The sequence below is a fragment of the Xanthomonas sp. MLO165 genome (assembly GCF_018831305.1).
Classification (GTDB): Bacteria; Pseudomonadota; Gammaproteobacteria; order Xanthomonadales; family Xanthomonadaceae; genus Xanthomonas; species Xanthomonas arboricola.
Genome location: NZ_CP029263.1, coordinates 2,090,057 through 2,112,150, shown reverse-complemented (window position 1 = coordinate 2,112,150; position 22,094 = coordinate 2,090,057). Strand labels below are relative to the sequence as shown.

The 22,094-nt window shown below is 67.3% G+C and carries 21 protein-coding genes; 6 read left to right on the top strand and 15 right to left on the bottom strand.

All coding sequences use genetic code 11. The annotated features are described in order from the left end of the window. Nucleotides 1-231: 231 nt before the first annotated feature. From DGN21_RS09165 to DGN21_RS09150, 4 genes are all read left to right on the top strand, one after another. Complete coding sequence (locus DGN21_RS09165; protein ID WP_016904399.1) at nt 232-885, top strand: methylthioribulose 1-phosphate dehydratase; 654 nt, start codon at nt 232-234, stop codon at nt 883-885. A 40-nt stretch (nt 886-925) separates the two neighbouring features. Then, nucleotides 926-1,492 (top strand): acireductone dioxygenase, encoded by a 567-nt coding sequence (locus tag DGN21_RS09160; protein WP_024937737.1) that lies wholly within the window; start codon nt 926-928, stop codon nt 1,490-1,492. Between the two features lie 2 nt (nt 1,493-1,494). Beyond that, nucleotides 1,495-2,193 carry an acireductone synthase gene (gene mtnC / locus DGN21_RS09155; RefSeq protein ID WP_126966350.1) on the top strand — a complete coding sequence of 233 codons (699 nt, stop codon included), beginning with the start codon at nt 1,495-1,497 and terminating at the stop codon, nt 2,191-2,193. Between the two features lie 319 nt (nt 2,194-2,512). After that, nucleotides 2,513-3,589, top strand: a complete 1,077-nt coding sequence (locus tag DGN21_RS09150; protein ID WP_126966351.1) for a C13 family peptidase — start codon at nt 2,513-2,515, stop codon at nt 3,587-3,589. A gap of 274 nt (nt 3,590-3,863) precedes the next feature. On the opposite strand, the gene DGN21_RS09145 is transcribed toward DGN21_RS09150, so the two are convergent. The 11 genes from DGN21_RS09145 to hisS form a co-directional block, all read right to left on the bottom strand. Next, nucleotides 3,864-5,450: a calcineurin-like phosphoesterase C-terminal domain-containing protein gene (locus DGN21_RS09145; RefSeq protein ID WP_184578234.1), complete on the bottom strand. Its 1,587-nt coding sequence runs from the start codon at nt 5,448-5,450 to the stop codon at nt 3,864-3,866. A 156-nt stretch (nt 5,451-5,606) separates the two neighbouring features. Further along, entirely contained in the window at nt 5,607-6,227 is a 621-nt protein-coding gene (gene hisIE / locus DGN21_RS09140) for a bifunctional phosphoribosyl-AMP cyclohydrolase/phosphoribosyl-ATP diphosphatase HisIE (protein WP_046342441.1), read from the bottom strand. Continuing rightward, the gene (gene hisF, locus DGN21_RS09135) at nt 6,217-6,993 is read right to left on the bottom strand and encodes an imidazole glycerol phosphate synthase subunit HisF (RefSeq protein WP_126966353.1); all 777 of its coding nucleotides are present in this window, start codon (nt 6,991-6,993) and stop codon (nt 6,217-6,219) included. Before hisF ends, hisIE begins: the two co-directional genes overlap by 11 nt. Further along, nucleotides 6,987-7,721 (bottom strand): 1-(5-phosphoribosyl)-5-[(5-phosphoribosylamino)methylideneamino]imidazole-4-carboxamide isomerase, encoded by a 735-nt coding sequence (hisA, locus tag DGN21_RS09130; protein ID WP_126966354.1) that lies wholly within the window; start codon nt 7,719-7,721, stop codon nt 6,987-6,989. Before hisA ends, hisF begins: the two co-directional genes overlap by 7 nt. Next, nucleotides 7,718-8,320 carry an imidazole glycerol phosphate synthase subunit HisH gene (gene hisH / locus DGN21_RS09125; protein WP_039521347.1) on the bottom strand — a complete coding sequence of 201 codons (603 nt, stop codon included), beginning with the start codon at nt 8,318-8,320 and terminating at the stop codon, nt 7,718-7,720. Before hisH ends, hisA begins: the two co-directional genes overlap by 4 nt. Further along, nucleotides 8,317-9,444, bottom strand: a complete 1,128-nt coding sequence (gene hisB, locus DGN21_RS09120; RefSeq protein WP_024937745.1) for a bifunctional histidinol-phosphatase/imidazoleglycerol-phosphate dehydratase HisB — start codon at nt 9,442-9,444, stop codon at nt 8,317-8,319. The genes hisH and hisB overlap by 4 nt, the downstream gene beginning before the upstream one ends. Continuing rightward, entirely contained in the window at nt 9,441-10,532 is a 1,092-nt protein-coding gene (hisC, locus tag DGN21_RS09115) for a histidinol-phosphate transaminase (RefSeq protein ID WP_126966355.1), read from the bottom strand. Before hisC ends, hisB begins: the two co-directional genes overlap by 4 nt. Beyond that, nucleotides 10,529-11,824, bottom strand: a complete 1,296-nt coding sequence (gene hisD, locus DGN21_RS09110) for a histidinol dehydrogenase (protein WP_126966356.1) — start codon at nt 11,822-11,824, stop codon at nt 10,529-10,531. The genes hisC and hisD overlap by 4 nt, the downstream gene beginning before the upstream one ends. Further along, the gene (hisG, locus tag DGN21_RS09105; protein ID WP_024937748.1) at nt 11,821-12,735 is read right to left on the bottom strand and encodes an ATP phosphoribosyltransferase; all 915 of its coding nucleotides are present in this window, start codon (nt 12,733-12,735) and stop codon (nt 11,821-11,823) included. Before hisG ends, hisD begins: the two co-directional genes overlap by 4 nt. A 9-nt stretch (nt 12,736-12,744) precedes the next feature. Continuing rightward, complete coding sequence (locus tag DGN21_RS09100; protein WP_126966357.1) at nt 12,745-13,071, bottom strand: YerC/YecD family TrpR-related protein; 327 nt, start codon at nt 13,069-13,071, stop codon at nt 12,745-12,747. A 223-nt stretch (nt 13,072-13,294) separates the two neighbouring features. Further along, a complete protein-coding gene (gene hisS / locus DGN21_RS09095; RefSeq protein WP_104595543.1) occupies nt 13,295-14,728 on the bottom strand; it encodes a histidine--tRNA ligase in 1,434 nt (477 codons plus the stop codon). A 245-nt stretch (nt 14,729-14,973) separates the two neighbouring features. Here hisS and DGN21_RS09090 point away from each other — a divergent pair, with 245 nt between their 5' ends. Next, entirely contained in the window at nt 14,974-15,597 is a 624-nt protein-coding gene (locus DGN21_RS09090; RefSeq protein ID WP_054592468.1) for a helix-turn-helix domain-containing protein, read from the top strand. Nucleotides 15,598-15,847: 250 nt separating this feature from the next. Here DGN21_RS09090 and DGN21_RS09085 read toward each other — a convergent pair whose 3' ends face one another. Next, a complete protein-coding gene (locus tag DGN21_RS09085) occupies nt 15,848-16,594 on the bottom strand; it encodes a murein L,D-transpeptidase catalytic domain family protein (RefSeq protein ID WP_126966358.1) in 747 nt (248 codons plus the stop codon). 101 nt (nt 16,595-16,695) lie between these two features. Continuing rightward, nucleotides 16,696-18,003, bottom strand: a complete 1,308-nt coding sequence (gene thrC, locus DGN21_RS09080; protein ID WP_126966359.1) for a threonine synthase — start codon at nt 18,001-18,003, stop codon at nt 16,696-16,698. Nucleotides 18,004-18,149: 146 nt separating this feature from the next. On the opposite strand from thrC, the gene DGN21_RS09075 reads away from it, so the two are divergent. Next, a complete protein-coding gene (locus tag DGN21_RS09075; protein WP_065032272.1) occupies nt 18,150-18,464 on the top strand; it encodes an EthD family reductase in 315 nt (104 codons plus the stop codon). 74 nt (nt 18,465-18,538) lie between these two features. Here the strand turns inward: DGN21_RS09075 and DGN21_RS09070 are convergent, their stop codons facing one another. Further along, on the bottom strand, nt 18,539-19,489 hold the full coding sequence (locus tag DGN21_RS09070) for a homoserine kinase (RefSeq protein ID WP_126966360.1): 951 nt from the start codon (nt 19,487-19,489) through the stop codon (nt 18,539-18,541). 29 nt (nt 19,490-19,518) lie between these two features. Further along, complete coding sequence (gene thrA / locus DGN21_RS09065) at nt 19,519-22,026, bottom strand: bifunctional aspartate kinase/homoserine dehydrogenase I (RefSeq protein ID WP_126966361.1); 2,508 nt, start codon at nt 22,024-22,026, stop codon at nt 19,519-19,521. Nucleotides 22,027-22,094 lie beyond the last annotated feature (68 nt).

Here is a 22,094-nt window from a genome sequence, read left to right as displayed (position 1 = left end):
CGGTTGCGGGACCCTTGGCGGCATGGATGCCGCCAAGGAGCCTCCATGGACGGATTCACGGCGTGTCCCGCAAGTGGTGAGGGCACCGCGCTCCCGACCAGCTAGGCATTTGACCTCTGCCAAGCGCGCGCTCCTCACGTTTAGTAGGCCGATCTGGGTACGGGCCTGGCAGGAACAAAACCCTGCTGCGCTGCACCTGACCGTAATCCGGCGGGGCAGTAGAATAGGTCCATGAATGCGACCACTGCCCCCCTGCCCTATAGCGCCGCGCGTCTGCACGAGCTAGCGCACCTGCTGATCGGCAATATCCGCGAGCTGGCCCAGGCCGGCTGGACGCCGGCCACCAGCAGCAATTTCTCCCATCGCCTGGACGAACAGCACGCGGCGATCACCGTGTCCGGCCGCGACAAGGGCCGCCTGGTCGAAGAAGACATCATGGTGGTGGACTTCGATGGCCTGGCGGTTGGCCGTCCGTTACGCCCGTCTGCGGAAACGCTGCTGCACACCCAGCTGTATCGCCGCTTCCCCGAGATCGGCTGCGTGCTGCACACGCATTCGCCGGTGCAGACCATTGCCTCGCGACTGTACGCCGGCAGCGGCATGATCCGGCTGGAGGGCTATGAGCTGTTGAAAGCCTTCGAAGGCAACACCACACATGAAACGGCAGTGGACGTGCCGGTGTTCGCCAATACGCAGGACATGCAGGTGCTGGCCGCGCAGGTCGAGGCCCTGCTGGACAAACAGAGCCTGTGGGGGTATCTCATCGAAGGACATGGTCTGTATGCCTGGGGCCGCAACATGGCCGAGGCGCGCCGTCACCTGGAGGCCTTCGAATTCCTGCTGCATTGCGAACTCGAACTGCTGAAGCTGCGCGGCCCGCGCTGAGTCCTCGCCACCTCCCCCTTCCCTTGTGAGCCAGATCGCCATGAGCCGACTTCGCATCTACAACGATTCCGATCCCAACCTGCCGCAGCTCGATAGCCGCGACGGCGAGCAGATTGCCGCCGAGCTGAGCAAGATCGGCGTGACCTTCGAGCGCTGGAAGGCCAATCAGCCGATCGAGCCGGGTGCATCACCCGAGCAGGTGATGGCGGCCTACCGCGAGGATATCGAGCGGCTCAGCGCCGAGCGCGGGCTGAAGACCGTCGATGTGGTCAGCATCGCGCCTGACAATCCCAAGCGCGAGGAAATGCGCGCCAAATTCCTGGACGAGCACTTCCACAAGGAAGACGAGGTGCGCTTCTTCGTCGCCGGCTCGGGCCAGTTCACGCTGCACGTGGACAACAAGGTCTACGAGATCGAATGCGTGAAGGACGACCTGATCGCCGTGCCTGACAGCACCCTGCACTGGTTCGACATGGGGCCGGAGCCGCACTTTGTGGCGATCCGCTTCTTCACCGAGCCTGATGGCTGGGTAGGCCACTTCACCGGCACCGAGATTGCCCAACAATTCCCCCGCTACGCCCCCGAGAAACCTCCAAAGGCCAGCTGACGATGACACGACCGCAAGCGATCCTCACCGATATCGAAGGCACCACCAGCAGCATCTCGTTCGTCAAGGACGTGTTGTTTCCGTATGCGCGCCGCGCCATGCCGGCCTACGTGCAGGAGCACGGCGGTCACCCGCAGGTGCGGCACTGGCTCAACCAGGTGGCCGACGAGATCGGCGAGGACGTGCCGGACGAAGTCCTGGTCAGCACCCTGCAGACCTGGATCGACGAGGATCGCAAGCACACCGCACTCAAGGCGCTGCAGGGGATGATCTGGAGCGACGGCTACAAGACCGCCGACTTCACCGCGCACATCTATGCCGATGCGGCGATCCAGCTGCAGGCCTGGCATGCGGCCGGCATTCCGCTGTACGTGTATTCGTCCGGCTCGGTGCCGGCGCAGAAGTTGTTCTTCGCCCATAGCGATGCCGGCGACCTGAGCGGGCTGATCAGCGACTGGTTCGATACCGAGGTCGGCCCCAAGCGCGAGAGCGCCAGCTACCGCCGCATCGCCGAACGCATCGGCGTGCCGCCGGGCGAGATCCTGTTCCTGTCGGACGTGATCGAAGAGCTGGACGCCGCCAAGCGTGCCGGCATGCCTACCGCGCTGCTGGACCGCCTTGAGGACTACCCCACCCCACGCTCGGCCGACGAGATCGGCAGCCACCAGCGCGTGGAAAGTTTCACCGAGCTGGCGCTGTAAGCGCGATCGGCAAGCCCGCTGCGCTCATCCTTGGGTGAGCGCAGTCGTTACTCGGCGTTGCATGCGCTACTGATGTATTGAGGTTCAAGCGCGCCGTCCGCACCTGCCTGACGGCGCGCTCGCGGCGCGGTTGCAGGCGTGGGTCAGCCGACATCGACGATGCGCAGTGGCGAGACTTGGCAGGCAAGGCCTGCTGCAGGCAACGTGTTCTGCAAGATGTGCTTGAAGCGGATCGATGGACGTTGTGCAACGTCGTGGCCTGCGTTGCGATCACTGCGCCCAGGCGCTCCACCCGTCCTCCCAGACCTCGGCGTTTGTCATGTCGCTGCACTCCCCCTTCGGACCGAACGCCTTGTTGCGGCGACTCTCCTTGTTGATCCTCATCGTGGCCTTGATGGCCGGCTGTCACCCCGATGCCGGTGCCGCACTGCCCAAGCAGGCGGCGGCAGGCAAGGATGAGGTCGACCCGGTCGACCAGGCGGCGCTTGCGCAGGCATTGAACGCGCTGCAGCCACAGCGTCCTGGGGTGACCGACCTGTATGTGGTCGGCTTCGCCGGCGATGCCAGCGACGATGTGTTTCGCAACGAGACGCTCTACCTCAGGCAACTGTTCGAACAACGCTTCGATGCGCGCGGCCGCGTGGTGACGCTGGTCAACAACCCCGACAATCTGGGCGAGCAGCCGTACGCACCGCTGGCAACCTATGACAACCTGTACGACACGCTCGCCGCAATCGGCAAGCGCATGGATCGCAAGGAAGACGCGCTGCTGCTGTTCGTCACCACCCATGGCACCGAAGACCACACGCTGTACGTGCAGGTGGACCAGAACGAGGAAGACTTCATCAGCCCGCAGGATCTGCGCCAGGCATTGGACGATGCCGGCATCGGCAATCGCATCATCGTGCTGTCGGCGTGCTACTCGGGTGGCTTCATTCCGGCGCTGCGTTCGCCGGACACGCTGATCCTCACCGCCGCGCGCGCCGACCGGCCCTCGTTCGGCTGCGGCAACACCTCCAATGCAACCTACTTCGGCCAGGCCTGGCTGATCGATGCGATGAACCGCAGCGACGACCCGCTGGCCGCGTTCGATATGGCCAGGACAGCGATCACCGCGCGCGAGAAGCAGGAAGGCGAACTGCCGTCGTTGCCGCAGCAATCACTCGGCAAGCGCATCGCGCCGGTGCTGGCACGCTGGCGTGCGGGACTACAGGTAGGCCCGGCCGTGGCCTACCCGTATCCGCCGCTGGAGACCGCTCCGGATGCCGGGCAGGACCAGGATCCGGAAGCCGATCCCGATAGCAGGTCGCTGGACAACCCGACCAAGGTCAAGGTGCCGGCCGCACCGGCCAGCCCGCGCAAACCGTCGCCCGTGCCGGCACCCGCGACGCCATGAAGATTGCCACGCGCTGAGACTAATTCTCATTTCGTCAACGCCTGCGCAGCCTCGCTACACTCGCCCTGCCAGCCAGCTCACGCCAGCCAGCATCGATCCCGCCAGCGCGCCATCGCCTGCCAGCCCGGATCCCAAAACGCCTCCCTCGTGGAGGCGTTTGTGTTTCCGGCGATAAGGTTCAAGCGTCAACGAACCAACAACCAATCACCGTAGGAGCGCATTGATGCGCGACGGGCTCCACACCAGAACCCCCAGCACTACGCACGCCTCCCCGTCAGGGATCGGCGCGCTGCAAGCGATACACCGTGCGTGCGCTGTACTGCCCGGTCGGCAGCGATGCGCGTACATCCACCGTGTGCTCGCCCACTTCCAGCGTGGTCGGCAGCGCACCACGCCATAGATGCGTGGACGGCGTGGCCTCGGGCGAGCGGTCGTAGCCGCGCAATTGCTCGGCCGCATCGTCGCCCACGTTCTCGGCCAGCAGGCGCGGATCGGCACGCTCCACCCGCTTCATCGGTTGCCACGCGCCATTGTCGATGCGCATCTCGACGAGGGTGTTGTCCTGGCCCATGAAGACATTGGCGTAGATGCCCCAGGCCGCATACGCACCCTGGCGCAGCACCTTGGGCGCGTGCAGCAGCAGTTGCGCGTCATCGACCGAGCGCGCGACGTGATAGGCCAGCGTGTAGTCGCCGCCGGGCGCGACCTGCAGCACCGCGTACCCGTTCGGCGTGCCGTCGCTCATCGTCGCGTCGGGAATGCCGTCGGCATCCTTGGCACCGGACCAGAACGCCCCGCAGGCCGCGCCGACGTTGTATTCGTGCAGCGGGCGGGCGCCCTGCCAACCTTCGTCGGCGCCGTGATCGACCTGTCGCTGGGTATGGCTGTGTGCGCTGAGCACCAGCACATGCGGAAAATCCTTCAACAAGGCGAACAGGCGGCGACGATCGGCATGCCGAAAGGTCTCCTGCCCCGGCGCCGCGTCGAACAACGGAATATGCATGCCCAGCACCAGCAGCCGCTCGCGCGGCAGCTGCGCCAGATAGGCCTGCAGGAACGCGAACTGATCCTCGCGCAGGCCGCCTACATAGGCCGGTCTGCCGCCTGGCGTATAGATCACATCGTCCAGGAACACGAAGCTGACGTTGGCCTCTTCCACTGCATAGGTGTCCGGGCCGTAGACGGCACGCCAGCTGTCGAGCGAATGCGCATCGTCGCCGGCGTCGACGTTGAGATCGTGATTGCCCGGCACATGGAACCACGGCACGCCGAGCTGGGTGGTCACCTTGTTCAGGGCCGGGTACAGGCTCAGATCGTCGCTGACGATATCGCCCAACGTGGTGCCCAGCCTGGCCGAGGTCTTGCCGACGATCGGTGCCACGATATCGCGCTGGTAGTAGCCCACGTCGGTCAGACTGGCGGTCTGGCTGTCGGCAAACACCAGCATCTGGAAGCCTTCCTTGCCGGCACTGGCGCGCGGGGTCAGCGCAAAATCCCAGTGCTGCGTATTGCGCCCGGTTGCGGCGATGCCTGGATACTTGCGCTTGGCCGAGCCCTTGGGCGCGTAGTGACGCCAGAAACCCGGCAGTCCGTCGGCGGCTGGCACGAAGCTGCGCTCGCCCGGTTTGATCACGAACACCGTCTGCCCGTCACGCACCGGCAGGCGATAGCGGCCTTGCGCATCGGTACGCACCAGTTGCTCGCCGTTGGAGACCGCTACATCGGCAATGCCGGGCTCATCGGCGCTGCGCCCGGCACGCCCGTCGCGTTCTTCGTAGACGGTGCCATCGACCACGGCATCGCGCGCGTAGGCGCTTCCCGCGAGCACACCCAGGGCCAACAGAGCGAAGCGAAGCTGCATGCGTTTTCCCGCGCGAAGATCAGCGGAAATTGTACCCGCCCTCGCCAGGCGCACGGCGCCAAAGACACGCCGACACGTGCCCCGTAGGAGCGCACCCGGGCGCGACGGGCCTTACCCCTAACGCGTCGCGCCCGGGTGCGCTCCTACATGACTACGTTACTTGTGCCGCGACTCCAGCAGCGCCACCGCATCGCCCAGGCCCAGGCCGCGCGCACGCAGCAGCACGATTAGGTGATACAGCAGATCGGCAGACTCGCCGAGCAACTCGGCATCGCCCTGCACCACGCCGGCCAAGGCGGTTTCCACGCCCTCCTCGCCCACCTTCTGCGCAATGCGGCGGATGCCCTGTTCGAACAGCTTGGTGGTGTAGCTGCCATGCGGGCGCTCCTGCTCGCGCCTGGCGATCAAGGCGTCCAGGCTGCCGAGGAACTGGCCAGGCGCGCCCGGGAAACAGCTGGTGCGGCCCAGATGGCAGGTCGGCCCGTGCGGGCGTGCCTGTACCAGCAGCGTGTCGGCATCGCAATCGGTCTCGATCGACACCACCCGCAACACGTTGCCCGAGCTCTCGCCCTTGGTCCACAGGCGCTGCTTGCTGCGGCTGAAGAAGGTCACTTCGCCACGCTGCTGCGTCACCGCCAGCGCTTCGGCGTTCATGTAGCCCAGCATCAGCACGCGCAGGTTGTCGGCGTCCTGCACGACCACCGGCAACAGGCCCTCGCCCTTGCTCCAGTCCAGCGCGGCGAGCGCGTCGCCCGCTGCCGTCTCGTTACTGCCCATCACGTACCTCGATCTGTTGCGCGCGCAAAAATTGCTTGAGTGCCGGGATCGGAATCGCGCCGCTGTGAAACACGCTGGCCGCCAGCGCGCCATCGACATCGGCCTGGTCGAACACGTTGGCAAAATGCTGCATCTCGCCAGCACCGCCGGAGGCGATCAACGGCACGCTGCAAAGTGCACGCACCTGACGCAATTGCGCGATGTCGTAGCCGCGCCGCACGCCGTCGTTGTCCATGCAGTTGAGCACGATCTCGCCCGCACCCAGGCGCTGCGCTTCGGCCACCCAGTCCAGCGTGCGCATCGGCAAGGCCTGGGTCTTGCTCGGGTCGCCGGTATAGCGACGCACCCTCCACTGCCCATCGTCCTCACGAATCGAGTCGACACCGACCACCACGCATTGCACGCCGAAGGCATCGGCCAGCTCGGAGATCAACTGCGGCCTGCCAAGCGCCGGCGAGTTGATCGAAATCTTGTCGGCACCGGCATGCAGCACCGCGCGCGCGGTTTCCACATTGCCGATGCCGCCGGCTACGCAGAACGGGATATCGATCAGCCGCGCCACCCGCTCGACCCAGGTGTAGTCGACCGAGCGCCCTTCCGGGCTGGCACCGATGTCGTAGAACACCAGTTCGTCTGCGCCCTGCTCGCGGTAGCGCAGCGCCAGTTCGACGATGTCGCCCATGTCGATGTGGTCGCGGAACTTGACGCCCTTGACCACGCGCCCGTCGCGCACGTCCAGGCACGGAATGATACGGCGGCTCAGCATGCCAGTGCCTCCTTCAACGCCAGATGCCCTTCCAGCAAGGCCTTGCCGAGCACGATGCCGGCGCAGCCGGCAGCCTTGGCGGCCGCGACATCGGCCAGGTTGCGCGCACCACCGGACACCTGCACCTGCAACTGCGGCGCCAGCGTGCGCAGGTGCGCGTACAAATCCATGTTCGGGCCGGACAGCATGCCGTCGCGCGCGATGTCGGTGCAAAGCAGATGCTGCAGGCCGGCCTGCGCGTAACGTACGGCCAACTGATCCAGCGTGGCCTCGGCGGGCTCGGTCCAGCCGTGCACCGGCAACTGCCATATGCCGTCGGCGTCCTGGCGCGTGTCCAGCGCGATGGTCAACCGATCGGCGCCAAATTCCTGCAGCCATTCGATAACGCTGTCGGCCTGGCGCACCGCCAACGAGCCGATCACCACGCGTGCGGCGCCGGCATCGAGGATGCGCGCCACGTCCTCGCGTGAGCGCACGCCACCACCGGTCTGCACCCGCAAGCCGGTGGCACGTGCGATCTCGCCCAGTGTGGTGGCCAGCGTGTAACCACCGGCCTTTGCCGCATCCAGATCGACCAGATGCATCCACTGCGCGCCGGCATCGGCAAACGCCTGCGCGCGCGGCAGCACATCGTCGCCGTACTGCGTTTCGCGTGCGTAGTCGCCTTGCAGCAGGCGCACCACGCGACCGTTGCGGATATCCAGGGCCGGGTAAACGGTGAAACTCATGGGAAGCTCATCTCAAGAAAATTGCGCAGGATGCGTGCACCGGTTTCGGCCGAACGCTCGGGGTGGAACTGCGCGCCGCAGCGCAGGCCTTGCTGCACCACCGCCGTGAACAGACCGCCGTGATCGCAGGCGGCCACGGTGTCGGCCGTCACCGGCGCGGCATAACCATGCACGAAATACGCACTGGCACGCTCCGGCAGGCCGTCCAGCAGCGCGGACGCGCGCATCGGCACCAGCTGATTCCAACCCATATGCGGTACGCGAATGCCGAGCGCCGGCGTCATGTGACGCACGATGCCCGGCAGCAAGCCTAGGCAATCGACATCGCCTTCTTCGGAATGTTCGAACAGCAATTGCATCCCTAAGCAGATGCCGATCAGCGGCACCTGCAGTTGTCGCAACGGCTCGACCAGGCCCTGTGCGCGCAGGCGCGACATCGCTTCGGGCGCAGCGCCGACGCCAGGCAGGATCACCCGCTGCGCGCCCTGCAACCCGGCTGCATCGCGTACCAGCCGCGCTTCCACGCCCAGCCGCTCCAGCGCGTAGCGCACCGAGCCCAGGTTGGCGCCGCCGGCATCGATCAACGCGACATCGGTCATAGCGCACCCTTGGTGGTGGGCAACGCGGTGCCTTCGCGACGGATCGCCTGGCGCAACGCACGTGCCAGGGCCTTGAAGCAGGCTTCGACCTTGTGGTGATCGTTTTCGCCGCGCACGCTTAGGTGCAGGTTCAAACCGGAGGCATCGCAGATCGAACGGAAGAAATGCGGCACCAGTTCGGTCGGCATGTCGCCCACACGTTCGCGTTTGAACTCGCCTTCGAACACGAAGTACGGCCGGCCACTGAAATCCAGCGCGGCACTGGCGATGGTTTCGTCCATCGGCAGCGTGAAGCCATGCTGCGCGGTGTCACCGGCCACGCGCCACGGGCTGTCGTCGGGATCGAAGCCGTAACGGCCGATGCCGCGCTTGTCGCCCAGCGCTTCGCGCAAGGCTTGGCCCAGCGCCAGACCGGTGTCTTCGATGGTGTGGTGCTCGTCGATGTGCAGGTCGCCTTCAGCGCGGATGTCCAGCGCAAAACCGCCGTGCTTGCCGATCTGTTCCAGCATGTGATCGAAGAACGGCAGGCCGGTGGCGGTCTTCGGCTCGGCCACGCGGTCCAGATCCAGTTCGACGCGGATCTTTGTTTCCTTGGTGTTGCGTTGAACCACCGCACGCCTTGGCGCATCGGCCAGCTCGTGCGCGATGCCGGGCCAGTCCCACTCGCCACCGAACTCGTCGGTGCGCAACTGGAAGCCACGGATATTGAGGTTCTGCGCGAACTGGATGTCGGTGATGCGGTCGCCCACCATTGCCGAGCGTGCCCAGTCGATCGTGCGGTCCTGCAGGTAAGGCACCATCAGGCCGACGCCGGGTTTGCGTGTGGGCGCGTTGTCGGCCGGCCAGCTGCAGTCGATCAACACCTCGCGGAACACGATGCCCTGGCTGGCGAAGATCTGCAGCATCAGGTTGTTGGGGCCATCGAAGGACGCGCGCGGATAGCTGTCGCTGCCCAGCCCGTCCTGGTTGCTGACGATGACGAACTGATAGCCGGCATCGCGCAACTTGAGCATCGCCGGAATCACGTTGTCGACCAGGCGCAGTTTTTCGTAGGCGTCGATCTGGTAATCGGCCGGCTCGGTGATCAGCGTGCCGTCGCGGTCGACGAAAAGAATCGGGGTCATGCGGCGGCCTCCTGCTTGCGTTGCAGCGCGCTCAGCACGCGCTCGTTCTGTTCGGGCGTGCCCAGGGTGATGCGCAGCGCGTCGGACAGCTGCGCAACCGCGCGTTGGTCGCGTACCACCACACCGGCCTCCAGCAGCGCCTGGAATGCCGCCTCGGCATCGTCGAAGCGCACCAGCAGGAAGTTGCCCTGCGAGGGATACACCTGACGCACACCGGCAAGCTGCTCGAGCGCCTGGTGCACGCGCGTGCGCTCGCTGCGCACCTCGGCGATGCGCCGACGCGTGACCTCCAGCGCAGGCGCCGACAAGGCCTGCTCGGCCATTGCCGCGCACGGCGTCGGCACCGGGTACGGCGCCTGGCAGCGCCGCAGCAGGGCGATCAGCTCGGCGTTGGCGATCAGGCTGCCGATGCGCGCCGCTGCCAGCGCATGCGCCTTGGACAGCGTGCGCAACACCGCCAGATTGTCGTAGCGCGCAAGCAGGCTCACAGCCGATGGCACATCGGAGAATTCGCCGTAGGCCTCGTCGACCACCACCAGCGCTTTGCCCTGCAGGGCCTGCACGGCGGTTTCGATCGCGTCCAGGGCAATCGCCGAGCCCGCCGGGTTGGACGGCGAACACAGGAACACCAGCTTGGCCTGCGAGGCCAGCGCTGCCGCGACGATCGCCGGGATATCCGCGTGGAAACCCGCAGGCCCGTCCACCAGCGGCACCTCGACCAGGGGTGCGTTCTGCAGGCGTGCGCACACTGCGTACATGCCGAACACCGGCGGCGTCACCACCACCGCATCGCGCCCGGGGGCGCACAGGCCGCGCACCAGCAGATCGATCGCCTCGTCGCTGCCGCGGCCGATCAACAGCTGCTCGGGCGTGCAGCCGTACAGCGCCGCCAGTGCACTGCGCAAGCCCTTGGGTTGCGGATCCGGATACCGCCGCGTGCTTGCGCCGGGGTCGGCCGGATTGCCCCAGGCCGACTCGTTGGCGTTGAGCCACACATCGCCCTGCAAAGCGCTGGTGCGTGCCGACGAATAGCCGGCGAACGCACGCAGGTCCTCGCGCACCAGTTCCAGAATCGAAGACGTGCTCATGCTGCCACTCCCATGCGCAATGCCACTGCATTGGCGTGCGCATCCAGGCCTTCGGCGCGCGCCAGAATCAGCGCGCATGCGCCGATGCCGTCGATGCCGGCCTTGCTGGCGGCCTGCACGCTGACCATGTTCTGGAAGCTGGCCACGCTCACGCCGCTGTAGGCGCGCGCCGCGCCGCTGGTCGGCAACACATGGTTGGTGCCGCTGCAGTAATCGCCCAACGCTTCGGGCGTGTAATCGCCGAGAAACACCGAGCCAGCCGCTTCGACCTGGCTCAGCCACGCACGCGGCTCGCGCAACGCGAGAATCAAATGCTCAGGTGCATAGCGGTTGCTGATCGCAAACGCCTCGTCCAGGGTCTGCACCTTGATCAGGCGCGATTGCGCCAGCGCCTGGCGTGCGATCCCGGCGCGCGACAGTTGCGCCGACTGGGTGTCCAGTTCCACTTGCACCGCCGCGATCAGCGCATCGCTGTCGGACAACAGCAGCACCTGCGAATCCGGGCCGTGTTCGGCCTGCGACAGCAGATCGGCGGCAACGAAGGCCGGCTGCGCACCGGCATCAGCGATCACCAGCACTTCGGACGGACCGGCCGGCATGTCGATGGCCGCCGCGCCGGACTGCGCCACCTGCTGCTTGGCCTCGGTGACGAAGCTGTTGCCCGGGCCGAACAGCTTGTCGCAACTCGGAACCGATTCGCTGCCATACGCCATTGCCGCAATCGCCTGCGCACCGCCGAGCTTGAACACCCGGCGCACGCCGGTCAGCTGCGCGGCGACCAGTACCGCCGGGTCCACGCTGCCGTCCTTGCGTGGCGGCGTGCACAACACCACCTCGCGGCATCCGGCCAGACGTGCCGGCACGCCCAGCATCAGCGCAGTCGACGGCAACGGCGCACTGCCGGCCGGCACGTACAGGCCGACCCGGCCGATCGGCCGCACGATCTTTTCGCACACCACGCCCGGCGCGGTTTCCACCGCATAGCCGTCGCTCATGCCGGCGCGGTGGAAGGTGTCGATGCGCGCCACCGCATCCTGCATGGCCTGACGCAGTTCCGGCGCCACCGCCGCTTCGGCGGCAGCGAATTCGGCCTCGCTCACGGCAAAGCTGTCCAGCGCCACGCCATCGAAACGCGCGGTGATCTCGCGCAAGGCGGCATCGCCGCGTGTGCGCACATCGGCAATCAATGCAGCCACCGCGTCGCGCGTCTGCGTGGCCACGGTCTGCACCGGGCGGGTCAATGCCTGCGTCCGCGCAGCGGCATCCAGTTGCGACCAATCGAGAATATTCATGCCAGCGAGCGCTCCACCGTCAACACCATCAGACCTTGCGCACCTGCGCGTTCGAGTTCTTCCAAGCGTTGCCAGGTCACCGCGCCATGACACATGGTCTGCAGGCGCAACGCGCCGTTGCCATCGTCGGGCAGTTGCACCAGCGGCTCGGCATCGGGCAGCAGACGGCGCAGCGCATCCACGTTGCCGTGTTCAGCGCGGAACATCAGCAGCTTGCTGTCGCGCAGCTTGAGCACACCGTCCATGCGCCGCAACAGCATCGCCAGCAGCGCGGCGCGTGCGTCGGCCGGCTCGCGCACCGCACCGGCCAGCACTGCTTCGCTCTCCATCACCAGCTCGACCGGCTTGAGCTGGTTGGCGGCCAGGGTGGCGCCGCTGGAAACCAGATCGCAAATCAGATCGGCGGTGCCCAGGCGCGGGGCGATCTCCACCGAGCCGGACAGCTCCACCACCGCCGCGTCGATGCCCTGGCGCTCCAGCCAGTCGGCCAGGATTGACGGGTAGCTGGTGGCGATGCGCTTGCCGGCCAGTTGCGCCACGCCCTGCCAGTCCCACTCTTCCGGCACCGCGAGCATCAACCGGCACTGGCCGAAACCGACTCCGCGCACCGCGTGATACGCGGCCGGCAGGCCGTTGCGGCGTCGCTCGGATGCCTGCTCTTCGAGTTCGTTCTGGCCGACGATGCCCAGATCGCAGACGCCATCGGCGATCAGGCCGGGGATGTCGTCATCGCGCACCAGCAGCAGGTCCACCGGCAGCGATTCGCCGTAGCAGAACAGCTTGTCGCGGCTCTGCCGCCAGCTCAGCCCGCAGGCCGCCAGCAGGCTGCGCGCCGGTTCGGCCAGGCGGCCGCTCTTCTGGATGGCGATACGCAACCGGTCACGTGCCGGTGCTGCCGTGGAAGCACTCATCTTGTTCTCTCAGTGGGATTTGACAGGGCGCGACGATTGCTCGCGCAGGGCCTCGGCATAGCCGCCGGCGCCATGTTCCAGGGTGCGCGCAACGCGCCCGATGGTGGTCACGCTGACCTGGGTCAGCTCGTGGATTTCGCGATACGGCACGCCCTTGATCAACAAGGGCACCACCCGCCAGCGGTCGGACATGGCCTCCAGCTCGGCGGGCGTGCACAGGTCGCGCAGAAAGGCCTCGACCGCGCCGGGTTCCTTCAGGCACGCCAGCGCATCGGCCAGCATCTTGAGGGAGGCGGCGGCATCGGCACTTTCGCGGGGGGCAGGTCGTTGTTTCATTGCGTTAATGTAATAGCGTGTTAGCACATTAACGCAAAGGCAGACCCTGAGACAAGCCCGATGGGCGAAGCGTTCAGAGAAGTCCCGGACCGTGGCGGCGGACCAGAAACGACAAACCCACCGACACCGAGGTGCCAGTGGGCCTGTGCATGCTTTGGCAGGGGTGAGCGCCGCTACCCATCTTTACCACCCTGGCGACGCCATCGCGCTGCTTTCGGAGGCGTCAATCGCCGTTGACGTTACCAGCCACCAGCATCGCCCTGGCCTGCTCCAGCTCCACCAGCAAGGTGCTGGCTAGCTCGTCGCGGGCCACATCGAACTGCTGCTCGCGCACCAGGTCCTTGACCGCCACCACCCCGCGCGCCAGCTCGTCGTCGCCGGCCAGCACCACGAAGCGGATGCCCGCGCGTGCGGCGTACTGGAACTGCTTGCCGATCTTCTTCGGCTCCATCTGCACTTCGGTATTGATGCCGCCGATGCGCAGCCGGCGCGCGATATCCAGCGCGTCGTCCAGGCGCGACTCGTCCATCAGCGCGACCATCGCGTGCACGCTGCTCTCGGCGATGCCCTGGATCAGGCCGGCCTCGCGCAGCTGCCAGAACAGCCGGGTCAGGCCGATCGAGATGCCCACGCCGGGCAACTTGGACTTGGTGTAGTGGCTGGCCAGGCTTTCGTAACGGCCGCCCGAGCAGATCGAGCCGATCTGCGGGTGGTCGGTCAGCGTGGTCTCGTAGACGGTGCCGGTGTAGTAGTCCAGCCCGCGCGCGATCGAGAAGTTCAGGCAGTACGCGCTCTCGGGCACGCCCAGCGCCTTGACCAGTTCCAGCACCTCGCGCAGCTCGGCAATGCCCTCGCCCAGCGTCGCGCTCGCAGCGACCGAGGCCTCCAGCGCCTGCAGCTGTGCCAGCGCATCGGCATGCCCGTTCGAGCGCACCGCCACGAAGGCCAGGATCTTGTCGACCTGCGCGGCGGCGATGCCGAAGCCTTCGCCCACCAGCGTGTCGCGCACGTAATCGGCGCCGCGCTTGTCGATCTTGTCGACCTCGCGCAACACCGCCAGCTGCAGCTCGCCCTCGGCCACGCCCAGGCTTTCGAAGAAGCCGCGCAACAGCTTGCGGTTGTTCAACTGCACCTTGAACGCGCCGATGCCCAGCTCGGCGAACACCGCGTGGATCACCGCCAGCACTTCGGCGTCGTAGCGGATGCTCAACGCATCCTTGCCGATCACGTCGATGTCGCACTGGTAGAACTCGCGGAACCGCCCGCGCTGGGCACGCTCGCCGCGATACACGCGCTGCATCTGGTAGCGGCGGAACGGGAAGCTCAAGTCGTGCTCGTGCTCGGCCACGTAGCGGGCCAGCGGCACGGTCAGGTCGAAACGCAGTGCCAGCTCCGGCAGGCCGCCCTCGCCGCCCTCGTCTGCCGCCGCGGCGGCATTGGCCAGCGCGCCGGTGGACTGCACGAAGTAGACCTGGCGCTCGGTCTCGCCGCCGGACTTGGTCAGCAACACATCGGACAGCTCGAACACCGGGGTTTCGACCGGCAGGAACCCGAACCGCTCGTAGTTGCGGCGGATGACGTCCAGCATGCGCTGGAACGCGATCTGCTCGCGCGGCAGCAATTCCATGATGCCGGGCGGCGTACGGGGCTTGATCACGAGCGAAACTCCTGCAGGGCAATGTGGCGAACGCGCAATTCTACCGGCTGCCGGCCGCGCTGACCGCATGGCGTATCATTCACACGCATTCCAGCAGTGCGTGACTCATGTACCGGCAGCTTCCAGACCCCAGCACGACCTGCCCGGCGCCCGGCGCGGCCACGCGCACCGATGCGCGCGGCTCCGACTGCGCACAGTGTGCGGTCCGCGGCCGGGCCATCTGCGCGGCGCTGTCGCCGCAGGAAATGGACGCACTCGACCAGGCCACCAGCGCCCAGTCGTACGCGCCCGGCAGCACCCTGGTGCGCGCCGGTGACACCCGCCACCACGTCTATACGCTGACCTCCGGTGCGCTGCGCATGGTGCGCACGCTGGCCGACGGCCGCCGCCAGGTCACCGGCTTCGTGCTGCCGGGCGATTACGTGGGGCTGACCGAAACCCCGCAGCACCGCCACGATATCGAAGCCATCATCGACAGCCGGGTCTGCCGCACGCCGCTGGCACAGATGCGCCAGTTGCGCGAGCGCTACCCGCAGCTGGAACGCAAGCTGCTGCAGCGTGCCAGCATGGAGCTGGCCGCCGCGCAGGACACCGGCCTGCTGCTGGCGCGCCTGCAACCGGGCGAACGGCTGGCGCACTTCCTGCTGCGACTGGCCGCCCGCTCCACCCAGCCCGGCGCCAGCGGCGACACCGTCGCCCTGCCGATGAGCCGCAGCGATATCGCCGACCACCTCGGGCTGACCGTGGAAACGGTGAGCCGCACCTTCACCAAGCTGCGGCAACAGCAGCTGATCGCGCTGCCGCAATTGCATCTGGTGCAGATCCTGGATTACGCGGCGCTGCGCAGCCTGGCGGGCGATACCGTCTGAGACGCGACGGCCAACAGGACCGATGTAACCAGCGAGCGCACGCACCCATAGGCGCAAGTGGTGCGGATGTTGGCATCAACAATTTCGGATGTTTGCGCGCCCGTCCGCACCAGGCCATCGACCAAGCTTTGCTTTGCGCGTCGCGCAGACAGCAAGCATCGCCGCGCGTGACTGACCCGCAGATTCGAACGCGATGCCGGCACTCCAGGCCGCTCGCGCGATCGTCACCGCCCGCGCCGCCTACAACGACTCAGCGACCGCCCAGATTCGCGCTCGCCACCGACGCGCCGCAGCCGCCGCCCAGCAACCGCGATTGCCGCAGCCAGGCCCGGTCCGGGTAGTAGGCGAATACGAAGGCGCCCTCACGCAAGGTATCGATCAACTGTCGGGCCACCGCCGGACGCACCGCCGGGCAGCCCAGGCTGCGGCCAAGCCGGCCCTGCGTGCGGATCACCGCCTCGCTGACATAGGGCGCGCCGTGGATCACGATCGCGCGGTCGCGCGCATGGTCGTTGAACCCGGGCTCCAGGCCCTTCAGCCGTAACGAATAGCCGTTGTGGCCGGTGTACGACTCCTGCGCGGTGAACGCGCCCAGGCTGGACTGGAAACTGCCGTCGTCGTTGGAAAACTTGGCCGCCAGGTTGTTGCCGGTATTACGCCCGTGCGCCACCCATTCCTGGAACAGCAGCCGCTGCCGCTCCAGATCGAACACCCACAGCCGGCGCTCGGTCGACGGCCGGCTGTAGTCGATGACGCTGAGCACGCGTTCGGCGCCCACCTGCTGGCGCTGCCGCGCGCATTGCAGCGCCTCGGCCGCCAGGGCCAGCACCTGGCGATCCAGCGACGGCGCCTGCCGCGCCAGTGCTTCGACCAGACCGATACGCGGTGCGCCCAGCCCCGGCAACGGTGCGGCGGAGATGGCATCGGCCGCACTGGCCGTTCCAGCCGCTGACCAACCGCACAACGCGGCGGCAACGGCGATCACTCGATAAGACATGCAACGACCCACATCGGACGCGGCGCCATGGCGGAACCGCACCCCCTACAAATAGCCGCATGTGCGGCACTTTCCAACCCCGGCAGGCTGAACGCGTTCGGTCAGGCCGCATCCGCAAGCAGGCGCTGCCGGAACGCCGCGTAGTCCGGCGCCAGCGTTTCGGCATGCGCAGGACGCTGCAGCAGCGCGGCCAGTGCCGTCGGCACCTCCACCTCACGCCCGATCAGCGGCTCGACCACGCCCTCGAACTTGGCCGGATGTGCGGTGGCCGCCACCGCCCATTCGCCGGTGCCGCCCTCGGCCCCTTCTGCGCGCAGCTGCTCCAGCACATGCACGGCGGTGGCGGTATGCGGGCAATGCACTTCGCCATAGCGTGCAAAGCGCTGCTGCACGGTGTGGCGGATCGCGGCATCGTCCACCGAGAGCGCACGGAAGGCCTCGCGCAGCGCCGCATCGTCGCCCTGGTAGAGCCAGCGCAGCCGTTCGAAGTTGCTCGGCGCACCCACGTCCATCGCATTGGCCAGCGTGGCGATGCTGGGCTGCGGCGCGTAATCGTCGCCGGCAAAATAATCCGGCAACACATGATTGGCATTGGACGCCAACGCGATACGGCCCAGCGGCACACCGAGCGCGCGCGCCAGGATCGCCGCCAGCCCGTTGCCCAGATTGCCGGTGGGCACCACCAGATTCAGCGCCGCCCCCGCCCCGGCATGGTGCTGCAGGGCGGCGTGCGCGTAATAGCTCATCTGCGGCAGCAAGCGGCCCAGGCTGATGCTGTTGGCCGAACTCAGCGGCAGCTGCGCCTGTAGGTCGGCATCGTTCAAGGCCTGCTTGATCATCGCCTGGCAATCGTCGAACGAGCCGGCCACGCGCAGGGCGTGGATGTTGTCGCCGAAGCAGCCCAGCTGATGCGCCTGGCGCGGCGACACGCGCCCGTCCGGATACAGCACCACCACGCGCAGACCCGGCTGGCGGTGGAATGCCGCGGCCACCGCAGCGCCGGTGTCGCCGGAGGTGGCAACCAGGATGGTGAGCGGGCGGTCTTCGGCACGGCGCAGGCGGGTCAGGCAGGCGGCAAGAAAGCGTGCGCCGAAATCCTTGAACGCGGCGGTCGGGCCATGGAACAGCTCCAGCGCGTAATCGCCGGGCGTGCCCAGGGCCACCAGCGGCGCCGGGAAGTCGAACGCTTCGGCACAGATGGCCGGCAGCTCGGCCGCCAGCGCATCGCCGTCGAAGAACGGCTGCAGCAACGTGGCGGCGGTGTCGGCCAAGGTGGTGCCGGCCGTCAGCGTGCGTGCCGGTGGCAGGGTCTGCGGCACGTACAGGCCGCCATCGGGCGCCAGGCCGGCGGCAATCGCCTGGCTCAGGCTTGCGGCGGGCGCGCGGCCACGGGTGGAGAGAAAGTTCATGGTGACGACTCCAGACAAGACGAAGACGGGGCGTTGCCCGTGAATGAGAAGGCCGGACACTGCGGCATGGCCGCGCCGCGTTGCGGCGGCGCCCGGCAAGGGCGGCGCAGCGCTATGCTGCGCGCACCTTCCAGTGGAGCCGGCAGATGATCAAGGTCAGCGTGATGTACCCCTACCGCGAAGGCGCCCGCTTCGACCATGCCTACTACCGCGACTCGCACATGCCGCTGGTGAGCGCGCGGATGGGCGCGGCCTGCCTGCGCTACACGGTGGACAAGGGCATCAGCGGCGGCGAGCCGGGCAGCCCCCCGGCCTTCATCGGCATGTGCCATATCTTCTGCGAGTCGGTGGAGGCCTTCGGCGCTAGCTTCGGGCCGCACGCCGAGGAGATTCTCGCCGATATCGCCAACTACACCGATCTTGCGCCGGTCATGCAGATCAGTGAGGTCGTGGTCGGTTGAAGCGTGCCTTGCGCGCTGCACGGCATGCCTGCCGTGCGCGGGCGATCGATCGACGACGACATCCGCGCGATGGCTCATGCGAGCAACCGCGCGGCCGGGCTGGCGATCGGGGACACCCAGTGCTGGCTGTCCAGGCCAACACCTGCGAAGGCGGCCTTGACCGATGCGGCGGCCGCGTCGGCGGCCGCGCGCGATGCGAACCAGGCGAACACACTGGGGCCGGCGCCGGAGATGCTGGCGCCCAAGGCATCGTGACCCAGCGCGGCCTGCTTGGCAGCGGCAAAGCCGGCGATCAACGGCGCGCGGCGTGGTTCGACCAGCACATCGCGCAGGCCCGCCCGCACCAGCCCCGCATCGCCGGCATGGCAGCCGGCCAGTACCAAGGCCAGGTTGGTGCTCTGCGCGACGAACTCGCGCAGCTGATAGTCGCCGGCCAGGGCTTCGCGCGCGCGGCGCGTTTCCAATACCGCATCCGGATGCACCAGCAGGCTGTGCCACGCCGCCGGCACGCTGATCGGCACCAGACGCTCCAGCGTGCACAGCACCAGGCCGCCCAAAAACAACGGGCCAAGATTGTCGCCGTGGCGGCTACCGCTGGCCACCGCCTCGCCATCGAGTGCGTGCTGATACAGCTGCTCGTTACTCAGCGGCGCGTCCAGCAGCGCGTTGGCGGCAACCAACGCCGCCACGCATGACGCTGCCGAGCCGCCCATGCCCGAACTCAAGGCGATGCCTTTGTCGATTTCGATTTCAAAGCCGAACGGCAGCGACAACGCCGCGCGCAACGACATCAATGCCGCACCGGCCGTGTTGCGTTCGGCATCCAGCGGCAAGGCCACGGTGGTGCCGCGGATGGCGGCGATGCGCACCACAGGCGCATCGATGCGCCGCACCGTGACGGTGTCGCCGACGCCGTCGATGGGATAGCCGAGCAGATCGAATCCCACCGCCACATTCGCCACCGAGGCCGGTGCAAAGGCGCGTGCCTGGCCAAGCTCGCGCGCAGCGATCGCCACCTGTTGCATCTCCGCGGACTGGTCTGCAACCGCCTGATTCACAAGCGTGCCCCCTCGCCCGCCGCCACCCGCAGCAGATCGGCAAACACGCCGGCCGCGGTGACTTCCGGGCCAGCGCCCGGGCCTTGCACCACCAACGGGTTTTCGCAGTAGCGACGCGTGGTGAACTGCACCACGTTGTCGGTCAGGCGCAAGTTGGCGAACGCGTGATCGGCCGGCAGTTCGACCAGACCCACGCTGGGAGCACGATCCGGCGGCAGCTGCGCGACATAGCGCAGCACATTGCCGCGTGCACGTGCGTCGGCCAGGCGCTGCGCGAACGTCGCATCCACCTCATGCAGGCGCGCCATGAAATCGTCCACGCTGGCCTGACGCAGTGCTTCGGGCACCAGGCTTTCGACCTGCACATCTTCCAGGCTGATCGCGCGCCCGGCTTCGCGCGCCAGGATCACCAGCTTGCGCGCCACATCCACGCCGGACAGATCGTCACGCGGATCCGGTTCGGTATAGCCCATGCCGCGCGCCTGCGTCACCAGTTCGGCGAACGGCACGCTGCCGTCGTACTTGTTGAACAGCCAGGCCAACGTGCCGGAAAAGATGCCCTCGATCGAGGTCACCGCATCGCCGGTATCGACCAGATCGCGCAGCGTGGTGATCACCGGCAAGCCGGCGCCCACGGTGGCTTCGTAACGGAAGCGCGCGCCGCTGGCATCGGCCGCCGCACGGATCGCCTGATACCGCTGCAACGGACCGGAGCCAGCCTGTTTGTTCGGCGTCACCACATGGATGCCGGCAGCCAACCAGTCCGCGTAGCGATCGGCCACTTCCGCGCTGCCGCTGCAATCGATGATCACCGTATGCGGCAGATGCGCGGACAACAGGTGCGTGGTGAAACGCTCCAGATCGGTCGCGGTGGCTGCAGAGGCGAAGGCATCGCGCCAGTTGCCGACCAGGCCGCGCTCGTCCAGCAGCATGCGGCCGCGCGAGACCACTGCGCGCAGGCGCAGATCCAGGTTGGCCTTGCCCAGCAACTGCGGCTGCGCAATGCGCAACTGGTCCAGCAACGCCGCACCCACGTTACCCGGGCCGATCACGCCCACCGAGAACGTCTGCGGCGACAGCCAGAAGCCGGCATGCGCCGCACGCAAGGCCTTGGTCGCATGCGCCGCGTCGATGGCCACCGAGATGTTGCGCTCCGACGAACCCTGTGCGATCGCCAGAATATTGACCTGCGCACGCCCCAATGACTCGAACAGCCGCGCAGCCACACCCGGCTGCCCGGCCATGCCATCGCCCACTGCGGCGAGCACACTGATGCCGGTGGTCAGCTGCACACGCTGCACCTGACCGACCGTGAGTTCATGCGCAAAGGCCTGCAGCAAGGCATTGCGTGCGCGCTCGGATTCATGCTGCTTGACCACGCAGCAGATCGAATGCTCGGAAGAACCTTGCGAGATCATCACCACCGACACCTGCGCCGTGCGCAGCGCCGCGAACACCCGCTCGGCTGTACCCGGCACGCCGATCAAGCCGGTGCCTTCCAGGTTGAGCACGGCCAGATCCGGGCTCAGCGTCAGCCCCTTGATCGGCCCGCTCACCGCACTGCTGGCAGTGATGCGCGTGCCCGGATGTTCCGGCTGGAAGGTGTTGCGGATGATGATCGGCAAGCCGCGCTCGATCGCCGGCGACATCGTCTGCGGGTGCACCACCTTGGCGCCGAAATAGGCCAGCTCGCAGGCCTCGTCGTAGCTCAGCGTTTCCAGCTGCACCGCTTCGGGCACCACGCGCGGATCGGCCGACAGCACGCCGTCCACGTCGGTCCAGATATGCAGCTCATCGGCATCGAACAAGGCCGCGAAAATTGCACCGGAATAATCGCTGCCGTTGCGCCCCAACGTGGTGATGCGGTCGGCGCGGTCGCGCGCCACAAACCCGGTGACCACCACGCGCGTCTGCGGATGCGCCTGGCGCCAGGTGGCAAGGCGCTGCGCGCTGGTGTCCCAGTCCACATCGACACCGAGTTCGCCACGGTTGACCACCAGCACATCGCGCGCATCCAGCACCGCGCAATCCTCGCCAAGCGCACGGAAATGGTCGCCCAGCAATTGCGCCGAATACACCTCACCCAGGCCTTGCACGCGGTCGAGCACCTCGCGCGGCAGCTCGCCGATCACCGCCAAGGCGCCGAGAATCTGCGACAGATGCTCGAAGCGCTCGTCCAGCCATTCGACGGTCGGCCCGGAATGCTCGCCCAGCAGGGCCACCGCCGCACCGCGATGGCGCGCCCGCGTCTCATGCCAGCGCTCGCGCCATTCGGGGCGGTTCTGCGCGGCCAGTTCGGCCAGCGCGATCAACGCATCAGTCACCCCCTTCATCGCCGACACCACGGTGACCTGCACCGACTCGTCGCGTGCCAGCAACAACTGCGCCACATGCCGGTAGCGCTCGGCATCGGCCACCGAGGTGCCGCCAAATTTGTGCATGACGGTGCGTGCGGAAGAGGCGGCAACAGCAGCGGGTTCGAGCGAAACGACAGACGATGACATCGACAGACCTCGTTAGGGAGGCCCCGTCCGCATCAGATGAGGGAGGAAAGCCTCCGCATCCTGATCCG